Origin of the sequence: Pseudomonas sp. FG1 (genome assembly GCF_034313875.1) — a bacterium.
GTDB classification, from domain to species: domain Bacteria; phylum Pseudomonadota; class Gammaproteobacteria; order Pseudomonadales; family Pseudomonadaceae; genus Aquipseudomonas; species Aquipseudomonas veronii.
In genome coordinates this window covers 5,842,260-5,863,009 of the sequence record NZ_JAVIWP010000001.1, presented here as the reverse complement: position 1 = coordinate 5,863,009, position 20,750 = coordinate 5,842,260, and the positions used below count along the sequence as shown (strand labels likewise).

Here is a 20,750-nt window from a genome sequence, read left to right as displayed (position 1 = left end):
ACCATGTCCGCGCGCCTGCTCTACATAATGGACCCGATGTGTTCCTGGTGCTGGGGCTTTGCTCCGGTAGCCGAGGCGTTGGTCGAGCAGGCCCGGGCGGCCGGCGTGGAGCTGCACCTGGTGGTGGGCGGCTTGCGCACCGGCAGCGGCGCGGCGCTGGACCCGTCGACCCGGCGCTATATCCTGGAACACTGGCAGGCGGTCACCGACGCCACCGGGCAGACGTTCAAGCATGAAGGCGCGCTGCCCGACGGTTTTGTCTACGACACTGAGCCGGCGTGCCGCGCCATCGTCACCGCACGCAGCCTGGCGCCGGATTGCGCGTGGAAGCTGCTGGGGCTGATCCAGCATGCGTTTTATGTCGAGGGGCGCGACGTGACCCTCGCCAGTATTCTGGTGGAGCTGGCGGAAAAAGCCGGCATACCGCGTATCGAGTTCGCCGGGGCGTTTGACCGTGCTGAGCAGCACGCCGCCACCGCCGCCGATTTCACCTGGGTGCAGGATTTGGGGATCGCCGGTTTTCCGACGTTGCTGGCCGAGCGCAATGGCCAGTTGGCCTTGCTGACCAATGGCTACCAGCCGCTGTCTGAGCTGTCACCGCTGCTCGGCCGCTGGCTGGAGCGAGCCGCCTGTGCCTGATCAGCCTGACACAGAGCCCTCCCACCGCGTCGATCGACTGACCTGGGCGGAAATCCGCCGCCTGGCCTTGCGTCACAAGAAATCCCTGTGGATCGCCAATGGTGTCGCCGTACTGGCGACCCTCTGCAGCGTGCCCATCCCCCTGTTGTTGCCCTTGCTGGTCGACGAAGTGCTGCTGGGCCATGGCGATGCCGCGCTCAAGGTAATGAACCACGCGCTGCCCCTGGGCTGGCAGAAAGCCGCCGGTTATATCGGCCTGATGCTGCTGGTGACGCTGGCCCTGCGCTGTGGTGCGCTGGTGTTCAACGTGGTGCAGGCGCGCTTGTTTGCGCGGCTGGCCAAGGACATCGTCTACCGCATCCGCGTGCGTCTGATCGAGCGGCTCAAGCGTATTTCCCTCGGCGAGTACGAAAGCCTCGGCAGCGGCACCGTCACCACGCACCTGGTCACCGACCTGGACACGCTGGACAAATTCGTCGGCGAAACCCTCAGCCGTTTCCTGGTGGCCATGCTGACCCTGGTCGGCACCTCGGCGATTCTGGTGTGGATGCACTGGCAACTGGCGTTGCTGATCCTGCTGTTCAACCCGCTGGTGATCTATGCCACGGTGCAGTTGGGCAAGCGCGTCAAACACCTGAAAAAACTGGAAAACGACAGCACCTCGCGCTTCACCCAGGCGTTGACCGAAACCCTCGACGCCATCCAGGAAGTGCGCGCCGGCAATCGCCAGGGCTTTTTCCTCGGGCGCCTCGGCCAGCGCGCCCAGGAAGTGCGTGACTATGCGATCCACTCCCAATGGAAAACCGACGCCTCCAGCCGCGCCAGCGGTTTGCTGTTCCAGTTCGGCATCGATATTTTTCGCGCGGCGGCCATGCTCACCGTGCTGTTTTCCGACCTGTCCATCGGCCAGATGCTCGCCGTGTTCAGCTACCTGTGGTTCATGATCGGCCCGGTGGAGCAGTTGTTGAACCTGCAATATGCCTACTACGCAGCGGGCGGGGCGCTGACGCGAATCAACGAGCTGCTCGCCCGTGCCGATGAGCCGCAATATGTCGGCGGCGCAGACCCGTTCACTGGGCGCGAAACGGTCGGCATCGACGTGCGTGGCCTGACGTTCGGCTATGGCGAAGAGCGGGTGCTCGACCAGTTGAACCTCAGCATCGAACCTGGTGAGAAGGTCGCGATTGTCGGCGCCAGCGGCGGCGGTAAAAGTACCCTGGTGCAACTGCTGCTGGGGCTGTACACACCGCAGGCCGGCAGTATTCGTTTCGGTGGTGCAACCCAGCAGGAAATCGGCCTGGAGACCATCCGCGAGCACGTCGCGGTGGTGCTGCAACACCCCGCGCTGTTCAACGATACCGTGCGTGCCAACCTGACCATGGGCCGCAACCGCAGTGACCAGGCGTGTTGGCAGGCCCTGGAAATCGCCCAGTTGGAGGCGACCGTCAAGGCGTTGCCCCTGGGCCTGGACAGTGTGGTGGGGCGCTCTGGCGTGCGCTTTTCCGGCGGCCAGCGCCAACGGCTGGCGATTGCGCGCATGGTCTTGGCCGAGCCGAAGGTGGTGATCCTGGATGAGGCAACCTCGGCCTTGGACGCCGCCACCGAGTACAACCTGCACCAGGCGTTGGCGCGGTTTCTCAGTGGGCGGACTACACTGATCATTGCCCATCGGCTTTCGGCGGTGAAACAAGCTGATCGGGTGCTGGTGTTCGACGGTGGGCATATCGCCGAGGACGGCGACCATCAGCAACTGATCGCGGAGGGTGGCTTGTACGCCAAACTTTACGGGCACTTGCAACAAGTGCGTTGATTTAGCCTACGCTGTGCTATTAGGAGCGGATGTTCGCGTGCGTATTCAGCTGTGCATGTGCAAGGGACTTCATGAAGCAGAAGCGGACTCTCGGAACGCCAAGGTTGTTGGGCATTGTCTGGCCCTTTATTGCCGTCGTATTGTTCCAGGCATTATTAGGCTGTGTCAGTCTGTATGTGCTTTCAGCGGTGCGCGTCTATGTGGGCGGCGAAAGCCTGTGGTCCAAGGGCCAGAAAGACGCCATCTACTATCTGACGCTGTACGCCGATAATCGCGACGAAGCCACCTACCTCAAATACCAGCAAGCCATTGCCGTGCCCCAGGGCGGGCATGAGCTGCGTGTCGCCCTGGACAATCCAGCCCCCGACCTCAAGGCGGCGCGCCTGGGGATCATCAAGGGTGGCAACCACCCGGACGACGTCTCCAGCGTGATCTGGCTGTACCTCAACTTTCGCCATTTCAGCTACCTGGAAAAAGCCATCGAACTGTGGACCGTGGGCGATGCCTACCTGGTCCAGCTGGATGATTTGGCCCGGTCTATGCACCAGGCGATCACCGCGGGTCAGGTCCATGACGACGATGTGCGGCAATGGAAGGCGCATATCTTTGCCATCAACGACGGCGTGACGCCGGCGGCCAAGGCGTTCAGCGATGCCTTGGGTGAAGGCTCGCGCGTCGTCCTGCGGCTGTTGCTGATCACCAACCTGGCCACGGCCTTGTGCCTGATCGCCCTGGCGCTGCTGCGTACCCACAAGTTGTTGGCGCAGCGGCACGCGTTCGCCGATGCCCTGCAAGTGGAGAAGGAGCGGGCACAGATCACCCTGGAGTCGATCGGCGATGGGGTGATCACCACCGATGTCGATGGCGCCATTGCCTACATGAACCCGGCCGCCGAGGCCCTGACGCGCTGGACGTCGGCCCATGCCCAGGGCCTGCCCCTGGCGGCACTGTTCAACCTGCTGGATGAAAATGCTCAGCCCGATGGTTTTGCGCTGATCGAGCACATCACCAAGGGCCGTTTGAGCGGCGGCAGCGAACACTCCAAAACCATCCAGCGTCTGGATGGCAGCACTGTTTCGGTGACCCTGGTGGGCGCGCCGATCCGCAGCGCCGGCAAAGTCAGCGGCGCGGTGCTGGTGCTGCACGACATGACCCAGGAACGTCAGTACATCGCCAACCTGTCGTGGCAAGCGACCCATGACGCGTTGACCGGCCTGGCCAACCGTCGCGAGTTCGAGTTCCGCCTGGAACAGGTGCTGCAACAAGTCGCGCGTGAGCACAGCGGGCGGCATGCCTTGATGTTCCTCGACCTGGACCAGTTCAAGCTGGTCAACGACACCTGCGGCCATGCGGCAGGCGACGAGCTGTTGCGGCATATCTGCGCACTGCTGCAATCGGATCTGCGTGAAGGTGACACCCTGGCGCGACTGGGGGGCGACGAGTTCGGCATCCTGTTGGAGAACTGCCCGGCGTCGGTGGCGGAAAAAATCGCCGAAAGCCTGCGCCACACGGTGCAGAACCTGCATTTCGTGTGGAAGGGCCGGCCGTTCATGACCACCGTCAGCATTGGCCTGGTGCATATCTCCCAGGTGCCGACCACCCTGGAAACGTCGCTGCGCGCCGCCGACATGGCCTGCTACATGGCCAAGGAAAAGGGCCGCAACCGCGTGCAGGTCTACCACGCGGACGACTCCGAGCTGTCCTTGCGCTTTGGCGAGATGGCCTGGGTGCAGCGCCTGCACATGGCCCTGGAAGAAAACCGCTTTTGCCTGTACTCCCAGGAAATCGCGCCCCTGGGGCCCACCGACGCCGACAATGGGCACATTGAAATCCTCCTGCGCCTGCATGACGAGGCCGGCCGCATCATTCTGCCCGACAGTTTCATTCCGGCCGCCGAACGTTACGGGTTGATGAGTTCCCTGGATCGCTGGGTGGTGGACAACGTGTTCAACCTGATTGCCCGTTGCATGCATGAGCGTCCGGGCCGGCCCATGGCAATGTGTGCGATTAATCTGTCAGGCATAACGATTGGTGATGACGCTTTTCTCGGTTTTTTGCGCGAGAAGTTCGCGGCTTACAGTGTTCCGCCAGAAATGATTTGTTTTGAAATAACTGAGACCTGCGCTATTGCCAATTTGGGCAGTGCGATTCGCTTTATTAATGAACTCAAAGCCTTAGGTTGCCATTTCTCACTGGATGACTTCTGCGCCGGAATGTCCTCATTCGCTTATCTGAAACATTTACCTGTAGACTTCCTGAAGATCGATGGAAGTTTCGTAAAGGATATGCTGGACGACCCGATTAACCGCGCCATGGTCGAAGTGATCAACCACATCGGCCACGTCATGGGTAAGCGCACAATTGCTGAGTTTGTTGAAACGCCGCACATCGAACAGGCATTGCTTGAGATTGGTGTGGATTACGCTCAGGGCTATGTGATTGAACGCCCGCAATTGTTTACCTTTGATAGTTTGCAGTGTCGACCTGTGCGGCCGCAGCCTCTGTTATTCAAGGCGCCCGGCACATTCCGCTGAAACATTTGCTGGTCTGTACAATCACACTTAAAAAGGAGCCTTACAGTGATCGACACCTTCAACCGAACCGGCCCGCTTATGGAAGCCTCGAGTTACCCCGCCTGGGCTCAGCAATTGATCCAGGACTGTAGCGAGAGCAAGCGCCGAGTTGTCGAACACGAACTGTATCAGCGCATGCGTGATAACACGCTGAGCGCCAAGACCATGCGCCAATACCTGATCGGTGGCTGGCCGGTGGTCGAACAGTTTGCCTTATATATGGCACAGAACCTCACCAAGACCAAGTTTGCCCGTCATCCTGGCGAGGATATGGCGCGGCGTTGGCTGATGCGCAATATTCGGGTGGAATTGAACCACGCCGATTACTGGCTGCATTGGGCCCGCGCCCACGGCGTCAGCCTCGAAGACCTGCAAGCACAGAACGTACCCCCGGAATTGCATGCACTGAGCCATTGGTGCTGGCACACCAGTTCGGCCGATTCGTTGATCGTTGCGATCGCCGCCACCAACTATGCTATCGAGGGCGCGACGGGGGAGTGGTCCGCGTTGGTGTGCTCCACCGGCGTTTATGCGGCAGCCTTCCCCGAGGAAGACCGCAAGCGCGCGATGAAGTGGCTGAAGATGCATGCCCAGTACGACGACGCCCACCCTTGGGAAGCGCTGGAAATCGTCTGCACCCTGGCCGGTACGAACCCCAGCCGACAACTGCAGGCAGAGCTGCGCCAGGCCGTGTGCAAGAGCTACAACTACATGTACCTGTTCCTGGAAAACTGCATGCGCCTGGAGAAAGACAAACCGGCGGCCGCGCCTGTTCGCGAGCGCCTGGTGCGCGTCGCCAGCGAAGCGTGATGTAAAACGCGTGGCGGGGGTTTACCCCGCCATTGCCAAGCGGTTGCGACCTTCGCGCTTGGCCACATACAAGGCGCTGTCGGCCCGACGCAACAGGCTTTCGGCAGACTCGGCAGGCAACAACGTCGAGCAGCCCAGACTCACCGTCAGATCGATGCGTATGTCATCCGCCCAATATTCCTGGGCCTGTGCCGCCTGGCGCAGGCGCTCGCCGACGACCGCCGCCGCATCCCGGCCGGTGTTGGAGAGCAGGATCAGGAACTCTTCCCCGCCAAAGCGGAACACCATGTCCACATTGCGCAACTGGCCCTTGATCGACGCAGCCACGACGCGCAGTACCTTGTCGCCGGCCGCGTGGCCGTGAGTGTCGTTGATGCGTTTGAAGTGATCGATGTCGAGCATCAGCAGGGACAACGGGGTCGAGTGTCGCCGCGCCATGTCGATTTCCCGCTGCAGGGTCTGGTCCATGGCGATGCGGTTGCCGGTTTCGGTCAACGGGTCGCGCAGGGCGCTGCGGGTCGCGGCGCGATAGAGCAGGGCGTTACGCATCGGGTAGAGCAGGGTGGCCAGCAGCGATTCGAGTTGACTCAGTTCTTCTTCCATCAAGCGTTGGTTGCGACGGAATACCAGCTCGCCCAGATGTTCGCCTTCATGGCTCAAGGCGTAGCTCACCGAATGATGGCCGCGATGGCCGAATTCCAGGCGCAGGTCACTGGCCTGATGGCTGTAGTGCAGAGCGTCCAGGGGCACCAGGCGCTGGATCTCGCGAAAGAACAGACCGAGGATGCGTTGCGGTTCCAGGCTGGTCTGCAGTTGCAGGCCCAGTTGTTGGCGCAGTTGAGCAACCGTGGTGGGGCGGTGCGAGAGAGGGGATGGCTGACTAAAGCCCAGGCGTTGCAATTTGGCACTGTCGAAGTCAATTGCGTGGAGCTGGGGCGGGGTTTTCATAAGCAGTCGGCCTCTAAGCACTTAGCTGTCTTACAGGCTCGATGAGAGTGGCGAGTGCCAAGCGTCTTACTGTTCCTTCAGTTCCGTAAAACATTGGAAACAGTTTAAACCGCTTTGCCAGGGGTTATAACCCTTGGGCACTGCCACACGTCTTGTCATCGCTTAACCTGCTTGAAAGGGCTAGAGCGAGATTCATGCCACTTTGTTTTATTTTGAATAAAATCCTTATAAATCAAAGGCTGTTTATGGGGTAAAAAACAGCCATGGCGAAAGGATGTCAGTTATTTGGCAGGTGACGGCGGTTTACCCGCCGTACTGAACCAGCGTGGTGGCGTCGATCTGCTCGATCGACGTCACGCCGGTCAGCGTCATGGCCACACGCATTTCCTTGGCGAAGATATCCAACAGGTTTTCCACCCCGTGCTGGCCATCGGCGGCCAACGCATAGGCGGTCGAACGTCCCAACAGGCATGCCTTGGCGCCCAGGGCGAGCATGCGTACCACGTCGAGCCCGGAGCGGATGCCGGAGTCCACCAGCACCGTCAGGTCATCGCCGACTGCCTGGGCAATGGGCGGCAGTGCCTTGGCGGTGGAGAGCACGCCGTCCAACTGGCGGCCGCCATGGTTGGAGACCACGATACCATCGGCGCCGAAGCTCACTGCGTCCTTGGCGTCCTGCGGGTCGAGGATGCCCTTGATGATCATCGGGCCTTTCCAGAACTCGCGTATCCACTCCAAGTCTTTCCAACTGATCGACGGGTCGAAGTTGTTGGCCAGCCAACCGACGTAATCTTCGAGGGTGGTGGGCTTGCCCAGGTACTTGGAGATATTGCCCAGGTCGTGCGGGCGGCCCAGCACGCCGACATCCCAGGCCCATTGTGGCTTGGTGACGGCTTGCAGCATCCGGCGCGCCGAGGCATACGGCCCGGACATGCCCGAGTGTGCGTCGCGGTAACGCGCGCCCGGCGTCGGCATATCGACGGTGAACACCAGCGTCGTCACCCCGGCGGCCTGCGCCCGTTCCAGCGCGTTACGCATAAAGCCGCGGTCCTTGAGCACATAGAGCTGGAACCAGATCGACTGCGCGCTTTGCGACGCCACTTCCTCGATCGAACACACCGACACCGTCGACAGACAGAAGGGAATCCCCTTGTTGGCCGCCGCCTTGGCCGTCTGCACCTCGCCGCGCCGTGCGTACATACCGGTCAAGCCAACGGGGCTGAGGATGATCGGCATGGCATGTTCCTGACCGAACAGCGTGGTCTTCAAACTCAGGCTATCCACGTTGCGCAGAATGCGTTGGCGCAGGCTGATCTCGGCCAGGTCCGAACTGTTGGCACGCATCGTGTGTTCGGCGTAGGCGCCACCGTCGATGTAGTCGAACAGGAAGCGCGGCAGCTTGCGCTTGGCGGCGGCACGGTAATCGGATGCCGACGAAATGATCATGAGCAGTGACTCCACAGGGCAAAGGGGGGTTACGGTAAGCAAACTTCTGGCATGATAAAAACAACTTTTATCGCTAGTGCCCAGTCGCAAAAGGAATACCGATGAACCTGAGAACACTGCGTGTCTTCGTTGAGGTGGTGCGCCAGGGCGGGTTTTCCCAGGCGGCGCAGGTGGTGTCGCTGACCCAGTCGACGGTGAGCAAGGCCGTCAAGACCCTGGAAGAAGAACTGGGCGCGCCGCTGCTTAATCGTCTTGGACACAAGAACGAACTTACCGCCGCAGGCGAAATTGCCTACCGCCGCGCCCTGGTGCTGCTCGCCGAACGCAGCGATCTGGTCGCCGAGATCAACGACCTGTGCGACCTCAAGCGCGGCGTGCTGCGCATCGGCCTGCCGCCGGTGGGATGCGGCGTGTTGTTCGCGTCTATGTTCGCCACCTACCGCAACCGCTACCCGGACATCGATATCGAACTCACCGAGCACGGCAGCAAAAAACTGCACGAATGCCTGGAAGCCGGGGAGGTCGACCTGGCGGCCCTGTTGCTGCCGGTAGACGATGGCTTCGACTACCAGCCCGTGCGCAATGAGCCGCTGATGGCCGTGCTGCCCATGAGCCATGCGCTCGCGCGGCGCAAGCGCATCGACTTCACCGACCTCGCGGATTCACCGTTCATTCTGTTCGAAGCCGGTTTTGCCCTGAACGCATTAATCCTCGCCGCCTGCGAACGCAAGGGCGTGACGCCACGCGTCACCGCCCGTAGTGGGCAGATCGACTTCATCGTCGACCTGGTGGCGGCAGGGCTGGGCGTCGCCTTCCTGCCACGCATGCTCGCGCACAAGCACCAGCACGCCGGCATCGCCCTGATCCCCTTGGACGAACCCCACACCGACTGGCACATCGCCCTGGCCTGGCGCGCCAGCGCTCACCTGCCACCCGCAGCGCGCGCCTGGCTGGACCTGGCCAAGGAAATGGCCCATGCAGGGTAAAAGCCGAACGGGTTATCCGATTGCGTTCGGCAATGCCAGGTAGTGCTTGACTTGTCCTTTTTAATCAGTAACATACGGTGAATTCCGCGATAGCTCAGTTGGTAGAGCAAATGACTGTTAATCATTGGGTCCCTGGTTCGAGTCCAGGTCGTGGAGCCAGATAGGAAAAAGCCTGCAGCGATGCAGGCTTTTTTTTGCCTTGGATTTTTCCGGGGTGATCAAAGCGCACAGCGTGACCAGCATGAATGCGTCTCTAATCCTACGATTCAGAGGTAAATATCATGAAAGTCGCTGCAGTCGTTTCAACCAAAGGCGGGCCGGGTAAAACCACGGTCGGCGTCAATCTGGGCGCGTTCTGCGCCGATGCAGGGATCCGCACCCTGCTCATTGATGCGCATTCCACGCCATCCGGCCACCCAGCCCACCAACATCCGGCCACCTATTCCACGCTCATCCGGCCGGGCAGTCGGAGCGCAGCGACGCAGGCTTGCATTGTTAGTCTGAAGTCTCTGTCGCCGTCAATTTCGTTGCGCGTCTGCGCATCGATTCGCCCTTCAGTTCGATCCGATAAGCGTTATGTACCAGCCGGTCGAGGATCGCATCGCCCAGGGTCGGATCGCCGATCAGTGCGTGCCATTTGTCCACCGGCATCTGGCTGGTTACCAGCGTCGAGCGGTTGCCGTAGCGGTCGTCCAGCAGTTCAAGCATGTCGCGCCGCTGAGCAGCGGTAAACGGCGCCAAGCCCCAGTCATCCAGGATCAGCAGGTCGGTCTTGGCGTAGCCGGCCATTAGCTTGGCGAAGCGGCCGTCGCCGTGTGCCAGGCCCAGTTCTTCCATCAAGCGCGGCAGGCGCAGATAGCGCACGCTGTAACCGTCGCGGCAAGCTTTATGAGCCAGCGCGCAGGCGAGCCAGGTTTTGCCTACGCCCGTCGGCCCGCCGATGATCAGGTTCAGGCCATCGCGCAGCCACTGGCCGCTACCCAGTTGCAGGATCAGCGCCTTGTCCAGGCCACGAGGGCTGCGGTAATCGATGTCTTCCAGGCAGGCGTTATGGCGCAGTCGTGCGGCTTTGAGGCGAGTCGTCAGGCGGGCGTCTTCGCGCTCGGTCAGCTCGCGGTCGACCATCAGGCCGAGGCGTTCGTCGAAGCTGAGATCGTTGATGTCGGGCGTTGCGTGTTGTTCGCCAAGCGCCTTGATCATGCCGTGCAGGCGTAGGATTTGCAGCTTGTCGAGGGTCGGGTTAGGCAGCATGTTCGTGCTCCTTTTTCAGTCAGTGGTAGTAGCCAGGGCCGCGCAGATTGATATGTTCATCGGGCAGTAACGGCAGGTTTTGCTGGGCAAGAGGTAGCCGTTCCAGGCCTTGGCGCAGGATCGATTCGAGGCTCTTGTAACTGCATGCGCCTAGGGCCAGCGCACGTTGGCAAGCGGCTTCCAGCCGCTCTTCGCCGTGCTGTTTGCTCAAGCGCAGGATGCCCAGACAGGCGCGGAAGCCATGCTGCGGATGGATTCGGCGTTCGAGGATGTAGGCGATGACACCGGCCGTATTCGGGCCCGTCTGCTCAGCCCAGCGGATCAGCCGCTGGGGCGTCCACTCGGCGTGTTCGCGGTGACTTTTGGGCATGTGCTCGGTGTGGGTAGTGTGGCGGCCTTTGTGCGGCGAGCGCAGATGGCTGGCCACGCGCTGGTTGGCGTGGAAGCACTCGACGGTCTGCGCGGTCAGGCGTACTTCGAGTTGGTGTTTCACCAGTTGGTACGGCACGGAGTAAAAATGGCCGTCGACTTCGACGTGGTAGTCGATGTGGACTCGCACCTTTTTCCATTCGGCGTAGACATACGGATGTTCTGGTAGCGGTTGCAGCGCGGGTTGGTCGATGGTCTCGAAGGCCGAGCGGCGTGAGCCGGGCAGTTTCTTGAAGGGCTTCTGATTGAGGCGATCCAGCAGCAGTCCGATGGCGGTGTTGAGTTCACCCAGCGAAAAGAACTGCCGATTGCGCAGCACCGCCAGGATCCAGCGCTCGACCACTTGAACACCGACTTCGACCTTGGCTTTGTCCTTGGGTTTTCGTGAGCGAGCGGGCAATACGGCGACGCCGTAGTGCTCGGCCAGATCGCGGTAGCTGGGGTTGATATCGGGCTCGTAACGGTGCGCCTTGGTCACGCCACTGCGCAGATTGTCGGGCACCAGGATCTGTGCGGTGCCGCCGAAAAAGCAAAACAGCGGGCATGCGAGCCCAGCCAGTCGGGCAGTTTCTGCGACCAGGTCGCCTCGGCGAAGGTGTAGCTGGAGGCGCCGAGGACGGCGACGAAGATCTGGGCCTGGCGGATCTCTCCGGTTCGCCGGTCGATGATCGGCACGGTCTGACCCGCGTAATCGACGAACAGCTTTTCGCCGGCGCGATGTTCCTGGCGCATGACCACGTCGACCTTGGCGGCCCAGAGCCGGTAGTGCTCGCAGAACCAGCTGTATTGGAAGCCTTGCGGATGGGCGAGTCGATATTCTTGCCAAAGCAGGGCCAGGGTTACGCCGGGGCGGCGCAACTCTGCGTGGACATGAGTCCAGTCCGGCATCGGACGTTGATCGCTGGGGACGTCGGGTGGTGGCGGAAAAAGACGCTGCTGCAACTGCGCCTCGCTCGCCGCACACGGCCAAGTCAGCCCGCTGGCAGCAAAGCGATTGAGGTACTCACCGATAGTTGCGCGACCCACCTGCAAGCTGACAGCGATCTGGCGAGCAGATAGGCCGACCTCAAACTTGAGACGTAGCACTTCCTTAATTTTACGCATGGATAACCGCTCCACGACGACCTCTCTGCTTCGATAAAAGAGGTCGATGGTAGTGAATTAATCCTGCGTTGCTGCCTGCCTTGTGGGTGGCCGGATGGCCGTGGAACGGGTGGCCGGATCATCGTGGAATCAGTGGCCGGATGTTCATGGAATGGGTGGCCGGATGCCCGTGGAATCCGCAGCTCATTGATCTGGATAATCAGCCGTCTCTGTCCTCATTCTATGCGCTATCGCATGAGGCGCCTGGTGGAACCTATCAACTGATCGCGAATAACGAGACTCGGGCCGACCAGGTCATTTCGCAGACCTGCATTCCTAATCTCTCATTGATCCATTCCAATGATCCGTTCAATCAGCTGGGAAATTTGTTGCTCCATGCTGCTGACGGGCGCCTTCGTCTCAAGAATCTGCTGCCGGCTTTCGAGCAGGACTTTGATCTGATTCTGATCGATACCCAAGGAGCTCGCTCCATCGTGCTGGAGATGGCCTTGCTTGGGGCACAAATGGCTATTTCGCCCATCACCCCGGATATGCTGACTGCACGAGAGTTTCAGCGTGGAATGCTCCAGCTCTATCGAGATCTTGAGCCGTTGGCAGCGCTGGGTGCAGAGACGCCAATGTTGAATGTCGTGATCAACAAGCTTGATGCAACCAACGATGCAAACCTGATCTATCACACGCTAACCGAAACTTTTTCTGATCATCCGAAGGTCCAGATGATCCAGACCACGATCCCGGCCGCCTCGCGTTTGAATTCAGGGGAAAAGGTACGGCGTTGTTTGGTCATCTGACACCTCGTTCTGGCGAGCATTCTCGCCTAAATGGGTGTCCGGTTTCATTAGACCACTACAGCGCAAACTATGAGTGCTGTTCGGGCTACCGGAAATGGCCCGGCGCTCGCGACTAGATCCGATGGTGCCTCGTTGCATCAAACGACAGTTAACGGTGTTAAAGTTGAGGTGATCAAGGTGGGGGATCGCGTTACTGCTGGCTATCCTTGTGGCAGAGGATGCACGGATCCAACGAAATTTTGATAGGTGAAATATGTTTAAAGAGTATGAATTTTTGCTGGATTCGATAGGGTCAGAAGATTATTGGTCGGATGTAGGTATTGATATCGCAGCCTCCAAAATCTCTCAGTTTGATAGTTTGAGTTGGGGTGAACTTGAGTATGCGCTTTCAGTGAAGTCTGAAATGTGGCGAGGTCGGTGCGCGGAGTCCCTTGGGGACTCGAATGATGAGCGGGCTCTGCGTATTCTGTTAGCGCTTCTAAAGGCTGAGGAGGAATCGGTTGTCATTCATGCAATTGAATAAATTGAATCAATTTTTTTAGCTGGCTATATTTTCGATAAGTCGCAGGCCATACTCGCTCTAAATGAGGGTTTTAAGGAAGGGAATCGAACGTTAAAGCTAATGAAGACTACATTGGCTAAGAAGTTAAGTGAGTAGTAATTATGGAGAAAGGAAGAACGAGGTAGATGACGCGCAAATCCTAGTGCCGGTGCTCTATCTAGCCCGGGCCGACAATCGCCTCGCGCCGAGGGGCGGGTTGATCGCCGGTAACAATCCGAACCTGATAGCCGGTGAAGATCTGCTTAACGCCGGCGCGCCGTGTGCTACCAATAACCTGTCGGCGAATTCCAGCAACGACCTTTCCAACAGCGGCCTGATCGGAATTTAAATAAAACTGAGAATCATCTGGCCGGCCTCCCCACCTCACGGAGGTGGCGCAAAATTCAACGTGCGAACTTAGACTTTTGCTGAGGAGGCCGTGATGAAATTCTGTGGCATAGACCTGCATTCGAACAACAGCGTTGTCGTGGTAACCGACGAAACGGACAGAGTCTTGGTGAGCCGACGCTGTCCCAATGAGCTCACGCCGATCCTCTCACTGCTCGAACCACACCGTGACGAGTTGGTCGGTGTGGTGGTCGAGTCGACGTACAACTGGTATTGGCTGGTCGATGGCCTTATGGCCGCGGGCATGGACGTTAAACTGGCAAACCCGGTGGCGATGAGGCGCTACGACGGTTTGAAGCATTCAGACGACAAGGATGATGCGGTATTTCTCGCGCATTTGCTGCGACTCGGGATTCTACCGACGGGCTATATTCATCCGCCTCAGGAGCGTGCGTTGAGAGACTTGGCGCGTAAACGCATTCAACTGGTGCGCACAAGAACCCAGCATATCCTGGCTGTCGAGAACATTGCCGCACGCCAGTTCGGCCATGGTTTTAGCTGCAATGAAATCAAAGGCTTTTCTGCCGCATCCGTTGACAGGCTGGGCCTGCCAACAGATGTGGCTTTGGCAATGAACGCCAATGTGGCGGTCATCCAGACGCTTGAAGCGCAGATCGCCGGGCTTGAAGCGCGACTGCTTCAACAGGCCAAATTACGACCTGAGTATTTGTTGCTAAAAACGATGCCAGGCGTCGGTGAAGTACTGGCAACAGTCATCATGTTGGAAACCGGTGACATAGGACGTTTTGCAGAGGTCGGTCACTTTGCCTCCTATGCTCGGTGCGTAAAAAGTGCGCGCTACTCCAACGGCAAAAAGAAGGGTGAAGGCAACGCCAAAAACGGTAACGCGTACCTGATCTGGGCCTTTATTGAAGCGGCCAATTTTGCGCGGCGATTTAGTGACGATGCCAAACGTTTTTTTGAGAAAAAGAAAGCCAAGACCAATGGCGTGGTGGCGACTAAAGCACTGGCTCACAAGCTAGCGCGAGCGACCTACCACATCCTTAAGGAGAAGCAGCCTTTTGACGCTAAACGCTGTTTCGCCTGAAGGGCGAGTCAGGTGATGATCGGGCAACCGAAAGGGGACTGGACGTGAGCCAAAAATCCGAGTGGCGTCCGATCATCACCGCCTGAGTGCGTTGTAACCGGGTCGTCCGCTAAGTGAGCCAGTAGAGACTGGACGTGCGCTTTGCGCACGAGCCACAGTTCTGTGACACGTTTTGGACACATTGGCGGTACCAACGTTTCTCTGGGGCAGTTCACTGCCAGGGCGGTGCGTGTTGTGTTGCTACCGCTTGATCCATATGGGTGTCAGGCACGACTCGGTCGTAGCCATTGATGAGAAAACGGGTACGACGGGTTCAACCGAGCAGGTTGAGACAAAGGGAAACCCTACAGTTAAAAGCTGCAGGGCGAGTTGGCTTTTAGCCTTGACTTGAGACCGGCTAATGGGTGTCTCCTTTTGCTGCTTTTGCTCCGCTTCAGGTTTGGAGAGATATTAGAATGCTAAGGGATCAGGCCTGATATGCGTCCTGATGACGAGGAGGAAATATGCGGGCAGTTGAAAGGGCTTTTGAGGGCGTTGAAAAGCTTTCCATTATTTCCGATTTTGATTTTTATAATCTAAATCTGATGCAGGGGCTCAGCTTGCAGCGTGAAAATACGGGAGAGGCAATTGAAACTTACAAGGTTAGTCTGGAGATGCTTTATGCGTCTGAACAGTCGGAGTTTGAAGTTGTTTTAGCGTTTACGGGGGTTCGTCGCTTAAAAGTTCCTGATGTGTGTGGAAGTTTTTACTTAAGCGAACTTGAAATGGAAGATGTCTCAGCTGATCAGCTTGAGGGCGTTAAATACAGGCTGAAAGACTATGGAGGCACAGGGTTTGAAGTGCTTGCTCGAGGATTTTCAGTTGTAAGCTGCAAGTCGCGTCAGTGACGCTGGGCCGAGTGGTGTTTACGTGAATGTTCTGCCATCGAAACACAGGGGCGCGCGCCGGTCCATGAGCTGACTTCGGCCGCCTCCTTTTCCTGCAGTTCATTGCTTTGCCACGCTTTGACAAGCTAATCCAACACGACTAACTTTCCTGGCGTGCTCGCTCATGCGGCTCACGCTACGCAGCATCCTTACATCTCTACCACGTTCTTCCGTGGCACCGTTGCGATCAAATGACTGTTAATCATTGGGTCCCTGGTTCGAGTCCAGGTCGTGAGCCAGATAGAGAAAAGCCTGCAGCGATGCAGGCTTTTTTTGGCCTTGGATTTCCCGGGGCGATCAAAACGCACAGCGTGACCAGCATGAATGCATCTCAAATCCTACGATTCAGAGGTAAATATCATGAAAGTCGCCGCAGTCGTTTCAACCAAAGACAGGCCGGGTAAAACTGTCAGTCGCGACAGGCAGAGATCAGCCAGAAGCTGTCACTTAATATCATTCGAAATGTCAGAATCGTAGAGAATACGAGCATCGCGAAAACCTTCGGCGTTCTCTGCTACCCACATCCACAATGGAATCATCCGCGCTAGCAGGCCCCGTCCCAGCTCGGATAATTCGTAGTCGACACGTGGCGGCACCTCGTTGTAATCCCGGCGTAGAACCAGGCCGTCTCTTTCCAGCTGGCGCAAGCTGCGGGTCAACATCCGCTGCGTCACGCCACTCATGCGCCTGGCTATCTCCGCATGCCGCAGCCGTCCCTCCACTCCTAGTGTGTGGACGATTCCCAGCGACCAGCGATTACCTGCATGGGTGAGAACTTCCCGCTTCAAACCATCATCTTCTGCGCTGAGCGCTTCGCATGCAGCTTGCGACTGCCTAATGATTTCTTCGTTGTCCATTCGCCCCCCAGGATCACTCGTGTACCTACTTATGGGCAGGCTCCAATGGTGACAGGATAACGCTCACTCACGTTGATCTGCACATTGGAGAACATTCATGCAAGCGCCAAAACCAGTGGAAACCGACAACATTCTGGTGCTGGGGGCCGGTGAACTCGGCATGTCCGTGCTGCGCGAGTTGGCCAGGGCTGTGCCAAACAAGAAGGATGCAGGCGTTCGTCTTAGCGTGCTTCTGCGTCCACCCGTGGCCGTGATTCAAGACGCTTCTAAAGCGCAGGCCATTGAAGAACTCCGTGGGTTAGGCGTATCCATTTTGCAGGCTGACGTCATTAACGATTCAGTTGAGGAGCTTGCCGAGCATTTCGCCCGATTCGACACGATCATCAGTTGCGTAGGTTTTATCGCCGGTGCCGGCACCCAGCTGAAACTCACCCGTGCTGTGCTTCAGGCACGTGTAAAACGCTACGTGCCGTGGCAGTTTGGCGTGGACTACGACGTGATTGGCAAAGGCAGTGCGCAGGATTTGTTTGATGAGCAACTTGAGGTCCGTGAACTACTGCGTGCGCAGCGCACAACCGAATGGATCATCGTCTCCACAGGGATGTTTACAAGCTTCTTGTTCGAGCCAGCGTTTGGCGTGGTTGACCTGGCAAAAAACACTGTTCATGCGCTAGGCAGTTGGGATACTCAGGTCACCGTTACTACGCCAGAAGATATAGGGATGCTGACGGCGAAGATTGTGTTCGCCAAGCCTCGCCTTGCCAATCAGGTGGTCTTCGTGGCCGGAGACACTCTGACCTACGCACAGTTGGCGGATGCGATTGATGCAAGACTCAACCGCACGGTATCTCGCATCGAATGGAGCGTTCCCAAATTGAAGAACGATCTCGATGCTGCTCCGAATGACCAGCTAAGCAAGTACCGGGCTGTGTTCGCTGAAGGTAAAGGAGTCGCTTGGGATAAGAGTCAGACCTTCAACGCCGCACACGGTATTGATCTGACGACGACGGCCGGTTGGATTGAGCAGAACCTGAAGTGAATGGGAGGGGCTGCCAGATGTCTAGTCCTGAAATAGGTTTACACCTATTTCAGGACTAGACAGGGTTGACCCAACAACCAAAGCGCCCAGCGTGATTTGCATGAAGCTGTCTCTGATCCTTCGATTCAGAGGTAAGCCCCATGAAAGTCACTGCAGTCGTTTCACCTGGTAAAGCTGCACTTACGGGCGACTACCGGAAAGTGAGCTGGGTATTGGCGGTGTCGCGCGGTATCCATAAGACTCCTTCATGGGTAGTGGCGCGTTATAGCAACGCTTGGCCCGGCATAAATCCCTGCCCTGGTGCCAGCCACCGGCATGCCCGGGCTACAGGTTGCGGGCGATGTTCAGCGCAGCGTAACTCTGGGCTACCGGCATGATTTCCACCGAGTTGATGTTCACGTGCGGCGGCTGGCCTGCGATCCACACCACCGTGTTGGCCAGATCCTCAGGGCGGATTGCCTCCACGTCGCGGTACAGCGCGTTCACCGCGTCCTGGTCACCGGCCAGGCGTACCAGTGAAAATTCCGTGCCCGAGCACAGCCCCGGCTCGATGTTGCTGACCCGTACCCTGGTGCCTGCGAGGTCTGCGCGCAGGTTCAGGCTGAACTGTTTAACGAAGGCCTTGCTGGCGCCATATACGTTGCCGCCCGGGTAGGGATACGTGCCGGCAATGGAGCCGATGTTGATGATCAGCCCGTTGTTAGCTTCCACCATGGCCGGCAGCAGCTTGTGGGTGACCATGGCCAGGCCGGTGACGTTCGTGGCGATCATGCGTTCCCAGTTCTTGGCATCGGCGCTCTGGGCGCGGTCGATACCCAGTGCCAGGCCGGCGTTGTTCACCAGCAGGTCGATGTGCAGCGACGCGTCGCGAATCGATTCGCAAGCCGCGTCCAGCGAGGCGGCGTCTGTCACGTCCAGGGGCAGGGCAATGAAGTGCTCGCCCAGTTCGCGCTTCAGTTCCGCCAATTTATCTGCGCGGCGGGCGCCGCCGATCACGCGGTAATTGTCAGCGATCAATGCGCGGCAGATGGCCTTGCCGAAGCCAGCGGAAGCGCCGGTCACAAATGCAGTTTTCATCAGGTTCTCCTTGAGGGTTGAATCAAGCCAGGTACTTCACGCCAAGGCTGGCGAACAGGCAAAGCATCGAAAGCACCAGCACCTTGCGCACAACATCGTTACCTTTACGGATGGCCAGGGCGCTGCCTATGTGGTTGCCCAGGATGTTGCAGGCCACTAGGGGCAGGGCCAGCAGGTACACCACCTTACCGGCCACAATGAAGGCGACCAGCGCGCCAATGTTGGAGGCGAAGTTGAAGCTTTTCGAGTTGGCCGAGCTGGACACCAGGTCCATCTTCAGCAGGTAGTGGAAGGCGATGATGAACATGCTGCCAGTACCCGGCCCGAAAAAGCCGTCGTAGAAACCGATGACCAAGCAGGTCAGGGGCACTACGGTGAAGAGCATGCGGTTGCTGAGTGTGTGCTCTTGTACCGGCCGGTCCTTGGGCGTGAGAAAGATCAAGATGCCAAGAGGGATAAGCGCCAGGATGATCTTGCCCACGGTTTCCGGGGAAATCGACACGATCAGGTGGGCGCCCATGTAAGCGCCCAGCAGCGCGAACGGCACGCCCACCAGAGCCACTTTCCACACCATCTTGCTGTTGGCGAAGAAGTTGCGGATGGCGGCCAGAGTGCCTAGGGTGCTGACCAGCTTTTCCTGGCCCAGCGCTACCTGCGGCGGCAGCCCCACCAGCAGGAAACCAGGCACTAGGAACAGCCCGCCCCCCCCGGCAATGCTGTCTACGAAGCCGGCGACAAAAGCGATTGTGCCCAGCAGCATGATGGCCAGTATCCAGTGCTGGGCCCAGAACGATCCGAGTAATTCCATGGTGGTACCTGTTTAGTCAATGTGGCGGTCAGGAAAGGACTTCGTAAAGGTGGTCGGCGCGGCTGTGGCGCACACGGGTCAGGTCGTTGACCGCGAACAGACGGATCAGCCAGCGATCAGCGCCGTCGTTCTGCGGCTCGAAACCGTCGCGGGCGTGCAGCACGCGCTGGTTCTTGAAGATCATGAAGTCGCCGGGCAGCAGCAGATGTGGCTCATCGAACTGGCGAGAGTTGAGCAGTGCTTTGAGTGTGTTCAGCGCGCACTCGCCTTTGAGGCTAATTGCGTGGGTGTTTTCGCAGTCCATGCGGCACAGCCATTCGCCGCTCAAGCCGCGCACCAGCACGGGTAGCTCGGCGGTCTTGCGACGGTTGCTGGTGAAGGAGTCGGGGCGATGAATCACGAACTGTGGCGCGGTCAGTTCACTAACCGTGCTGGCAGGCAGTGCAGCCACCAGCTCGTCGACATTGACCAGCGTCGTGTTGATGCGTGGGTCACAGCGCATGCCGAAGAACGACAGGTATTCGGGGCAGCAGGAGAGCGTGTCGACGTTTTCCGAAGATAGCGGGAGGTCTGGATTGTCGACGTGGTAGGAGAAGCGCAGGCGCGACCCGTGGGAGCTTTTCTGGCTCGAAGCGTTGCGCGACGGGATCACGTGGCGGAACAGACGGCCGTCATTCTCGCCTTCGTATACCACTGGGTTAATGCCTAGCAAGCTGTGAATCGATAGGCTGACCAGGCAGGCGATGGGTGTGCTGCGCGGGCTCAAGACCCCGGAGTAGGGCGTTGGCGGTGTGTCCCGATCACGAGGGCAGTTGCGGATGGTCAGCGCGGCCAACTGCGGGTTATCGACAAAGGAGCGAATCTGCTCGGTCAGCGTCGTGCCCAGCACGTCCTGCGCCTGCTCTTTGAGTTGGAAGTAGATGTCCCGGTTGTGTTCGAACTCAAGTGGCGTCTGATTCAGCACCGCTTGCCAGGCGCTGGCTATGACCCAAGGCAGTCGGATTTCCAGGGCTGTGGTGGCGTCGACTGCGGTCTTGAGGTTTGCGCTTTCCATTTCAGGTGAAGTTCCATATTTTGATGTGGATGGGTAAAAAATATTGAATCGATGCAATAATTCTAATTCCTTGAAATAAATCGACTCAATATGTTTTTGATACCTAAATTGACATTGTTTCGCTTGACTGATCATAACCTGATGATTTTATTGATTTTAATTGGCAATAAAATCTGCAGCAGCTGCTGCCGGACTGCACTTTCCC

Annotated in this window: 17 protein-coding genes, 2 tRNA genes and 3 pseudogenes; 14 read left to right on the top strand and 8 right to left on the bottom strand. The window is 58.5% G+C overall.

Going from position 1 to position 20,750, the window contains the following annotated elements; genetic code table 11:
• Positions 1-36 precede the first annotated feature (36 nt).
• The 4 genes from RGV59_RS26930 to RGV59_RS26915 all read left to right on the top strand — a co-directional run bounded on the left by RGV59_RS26930 (position 37) and on the right by RGV59_RS26915 (position 5,832).
• Positions 37-639 (top strand): DsbA family protein, encoded by a 603-nt coding sequence (locus RGV59_RS26930; RefSeq protein ID WP_169883702.1) that lies wholly within the window; start codon positions 37-39, stop codon positions 637-639.
• Positions 632-2,449 carry an ABC transporter ATP-binding protein gene (locus RGV59_RS26925; protein WP_046382588.1) on the top strand — a complete coding sequence of 606 codons (1,818 nt, stop codon included), beginning with the start codon at positions 632-634 and terminating at the stop codon, positions 2,447-2,449. Before RGV59_RS26930 ends, RGV59_RS26925 begins: the two co-directional genes overlap by 8 nt.
• Positions 2,450-2,520: 71 nt before the next feature.
• Entirely contained in the window at positions 2,521-4,983 is a 2,463-nt protein-coding gene (locus RGV59_RS26920; RefSeq protein ID WP_126586523.1) for an EAL domain-containing protein, read from the top strand.
• A 78-nt stretch (positions 4,984-5,061) separates the two neighbouring features.
• On the top strand, positions 5,062-5,832 hold the full coding sequence (locus RGV59_RS26915; RefSeq protein WP_186355089.1) for a TenA family transcriptional regulator: 771 nt from the start codon (positions 5,062-5,064) through the stop codon (positions 5,830-5,832).
• A gap of 21 nt (positions 5,833-5,853) precedes the next feature.
• On the opposite strand, the gene RGV59_RS26910 is transcribed toward RGV59_RS26915, so the two are convergent.
• Both RGV59_RS26910 and lldD read right to left on the bottom strand, forming a co-directional pair.
• Positions 5,854-6,780 (bottom strand): GGDEF domain-containing protein, encoded by a 927-nt coding sequence (locus RGV59_RS26910; RefSeq protein ID WP_126586525.1) that lies wholly within the window; start codon positions 6,778-6,780, stop codon positions 5,854-5,856.
• A gap of 303 nt (positions 6,781-7,083) precedes the next feature.
• Positions 7,084-8,226 (bottom strand): FMN-dependent L-lactate dehydrogenase LldD, encoded by a 1,143-nt coding sequence (lldD, locus tag RGV59_RS26905; RefSeq protein WP_126586527.1) that lies wholly within the window; start codon positions 8,224-8,226, stop codon positions 7,084-7,086.
• A gap of 101 nt (positions 8,227-8,327) precedes the next feature.
• Here lldD and RGV59_RS26900 point away from each other — a divergent pair, with 101 nt between their 5' ends.
• The 3 genes and pseudogenes from RGV59_RS26900 to RGV59_RS26890 all read left to right on the top strand — a co-directional run.
• Complete coding sequence (locus RGV59_RS26900) at positions 8,328-9,212, top strand: LysR family transcriptional regulator (RefSeq protein WP_126586528.1); 885 nt, start codon at positions 8,328-8,330, stop codon at positions 9,210-9,212.
• 83 nt (positions 9,213-9,295) lie between these two features.
• Positions 9,296-9,371: transfer RNA gene (locus RGV59_RS26895), tRNA-Asn, on the top strand.
• Between the two features lie 122 nt (positions 9,372-9,493).
• Positions 9,494-9,605: pseudogene (locus RGV59_RS26890) on the top strand (ParA family protein); the annotation flags it as partial.
• A 102-nt stretch (positions 9,606-9,707) separates the two neighbouring features.
• Here the strand turns inward: RGV59_RS26890 and istB are convergent.
• Both istB and istA read right to left on the bottom strand, forming a co-directional pair.
• The gene (istB, locus tag RGV59_RS26885) at positions 9,708-10,463 is read right to left on the bottom strand and encodes an IS21-like element ISPsy14 family helper ATPase IstB (protein ID WP_057711072.1); all 756 of its coding nucleotides are present in this window, start codon (positions 10,461-10,463) and stop codon (positions 9,708-9,710) included.
• 19 nt (positions 10,464-10,482) lie between these two features.
• Positions 10,483-11,996, bottom strand: a pseudogene (istA, locus tag RGV59_RS26880) (IS21 family transposase).
• A gap of 146 nt (positions 11,997-12,142) precedes the next feature.
• Here istA and RGV59_RS26875 point away from each other — a divergent pair.
• From RGV59_RS26875 to RGV59_RS26850, 6 genes and pseudogenes are all read left to right on the top strand, one after another.
• On the top strand, positions 12,143-12,787 hold the full coding sequence (locus RGV59_RS26875; protein ID WP_260473908.1) for a ParA family protein: 645 nt from the start codon (positions 12,143-12,145) through the stop codon (positions 12,785-12,787).
• Between the two features lie 253 nt (positions 12,788-13,040).
• On the top strand, positions 13,041-13,310 hold the full coding sequence (locus tag RGV59_RS26870) for a hypothetical protein (RefSeq protein ID WP_260473907.1): 270 nt from the start codon (positions 13,041-13,043) through the stop codon (positions 13,308-13,310).
• A 175-nt stretch (positions 13,311-13,485) separates the two neighbouring features.
• Positions 13,486-13,668, top strand: a pseudogene (locus RGV59_RS26865) (hypothetical protein); the annotation flags it as partial.
• A gap of 102 nt (positions 13,669-13,770) precedes the next feature.
• Positions 13,771-14,784, top strand: coding sequence for an IS110 family transposase (locus tag RGV59_RS26860; protein ID WP_126587177.1), 1,014 nt, complete (start codon positions 13,771-13,773; stop codon positions 14,782-14,784).
• A gap of 503 nt (positions 14,785-15,287) precedes the next feature.
• Complete coding sequence (locus RGV59_RS26855; RefSeq protein ID WP_126587176.1) at positions 15,288-15,671, top strand: hypothetical protein; 384 nt, start codon at positions 15,288-15,290, stop codon at positions 15,669-15,671.
• A 199-nt stretch (positions 15,672-15,870) separates the two neighbouring features.
• Positions 15,871-15,949: transfer RNA gene (locus tag RGV59_RS26850), tRNA-Asn, on the top strand.
• Between the two features lie 204 nt (positions 15,950-16,153).
• Here the strand turns inward: RGV59_RS26850 and RGV59_RS26845 are convergent.
• Positions 16,154-16,567, bottom strand: coding sequence for a winged helix-turn-helix transcriptional regulator (locus tag RGV59_RS26845; RefSeq protein ID WP_046483929.1), 414 nt, complete (start codon positions 16,565-16,567; stop codon positions 16,154-16,156).
• Positions 16,568-16,664: 97 nt separating this feature from the next.
• Here RGV59_RS26845 and RGV59_RS26840 point away from each other — a divergent pair, with 97 nt between their 5' ends.
• Entirely contained in the window at positions 16,665-17,606 is a 942-nt protein-coding gene (locus tag RGV59_RS26840) for an aromatic alcohol reductase (RefSeq protein ID WP_046483927.1), read from the top strand.
• A gap of 324 nt (positions 17,607-17,930) precedes the next feature.
• On the opposite strand, the gene RGV59_RS26835 is transcribed toward RGV59_RS26840, so the two are convergent.
• The 3 genes from RGV59_RS26835 to RGV59_RS26825 are packed head-to-tail and all read right to left on the bottom strand — an operon-like array spanning position 17,931 to position 20,545.
• On the bottom strand, positions 17,931-18,683 hold the full coding sequence (locus RGV59_RS26835; protein WP_046483925.1) for an SDR family NAD(P)-dependent oxidoreductase: 753 nt from the start codon (positions 18,681-18,683) through the stop codon (positions 17,931-17,933).
• A 22-nt stretch (positions 18,684-18,705) separates the two neighbouring features.
• Positions 18,706-19,491, bottom strand: a complete 786-nt coding sequence (locus tag RGV59_RS26830) for a sulfite exporter TauE/SafE family protein (protein WP_017845884.1) — start codon at positions 19,489-19,491, stop codon at positions 18,706-18,708.
• 28 nt (positions 19,492-19,519) lie between these two features.
• Positions 19,520-20,545 carry a TauD/TfdA family dioxygenase gene (locus tag RGV59_RS26825; RefSeq protein WP_126587175.1) on the bottom strand — a complete coding sequence of 342 codons (1,026 nt, stop codon included), beginning with the start codon at positions 20,543-20,545 and terminating at the stop codon, positions 19,520-19,522.
• Between the last annotated feature and the right edge of the window lie 205 nt (positions 20,546-20,750).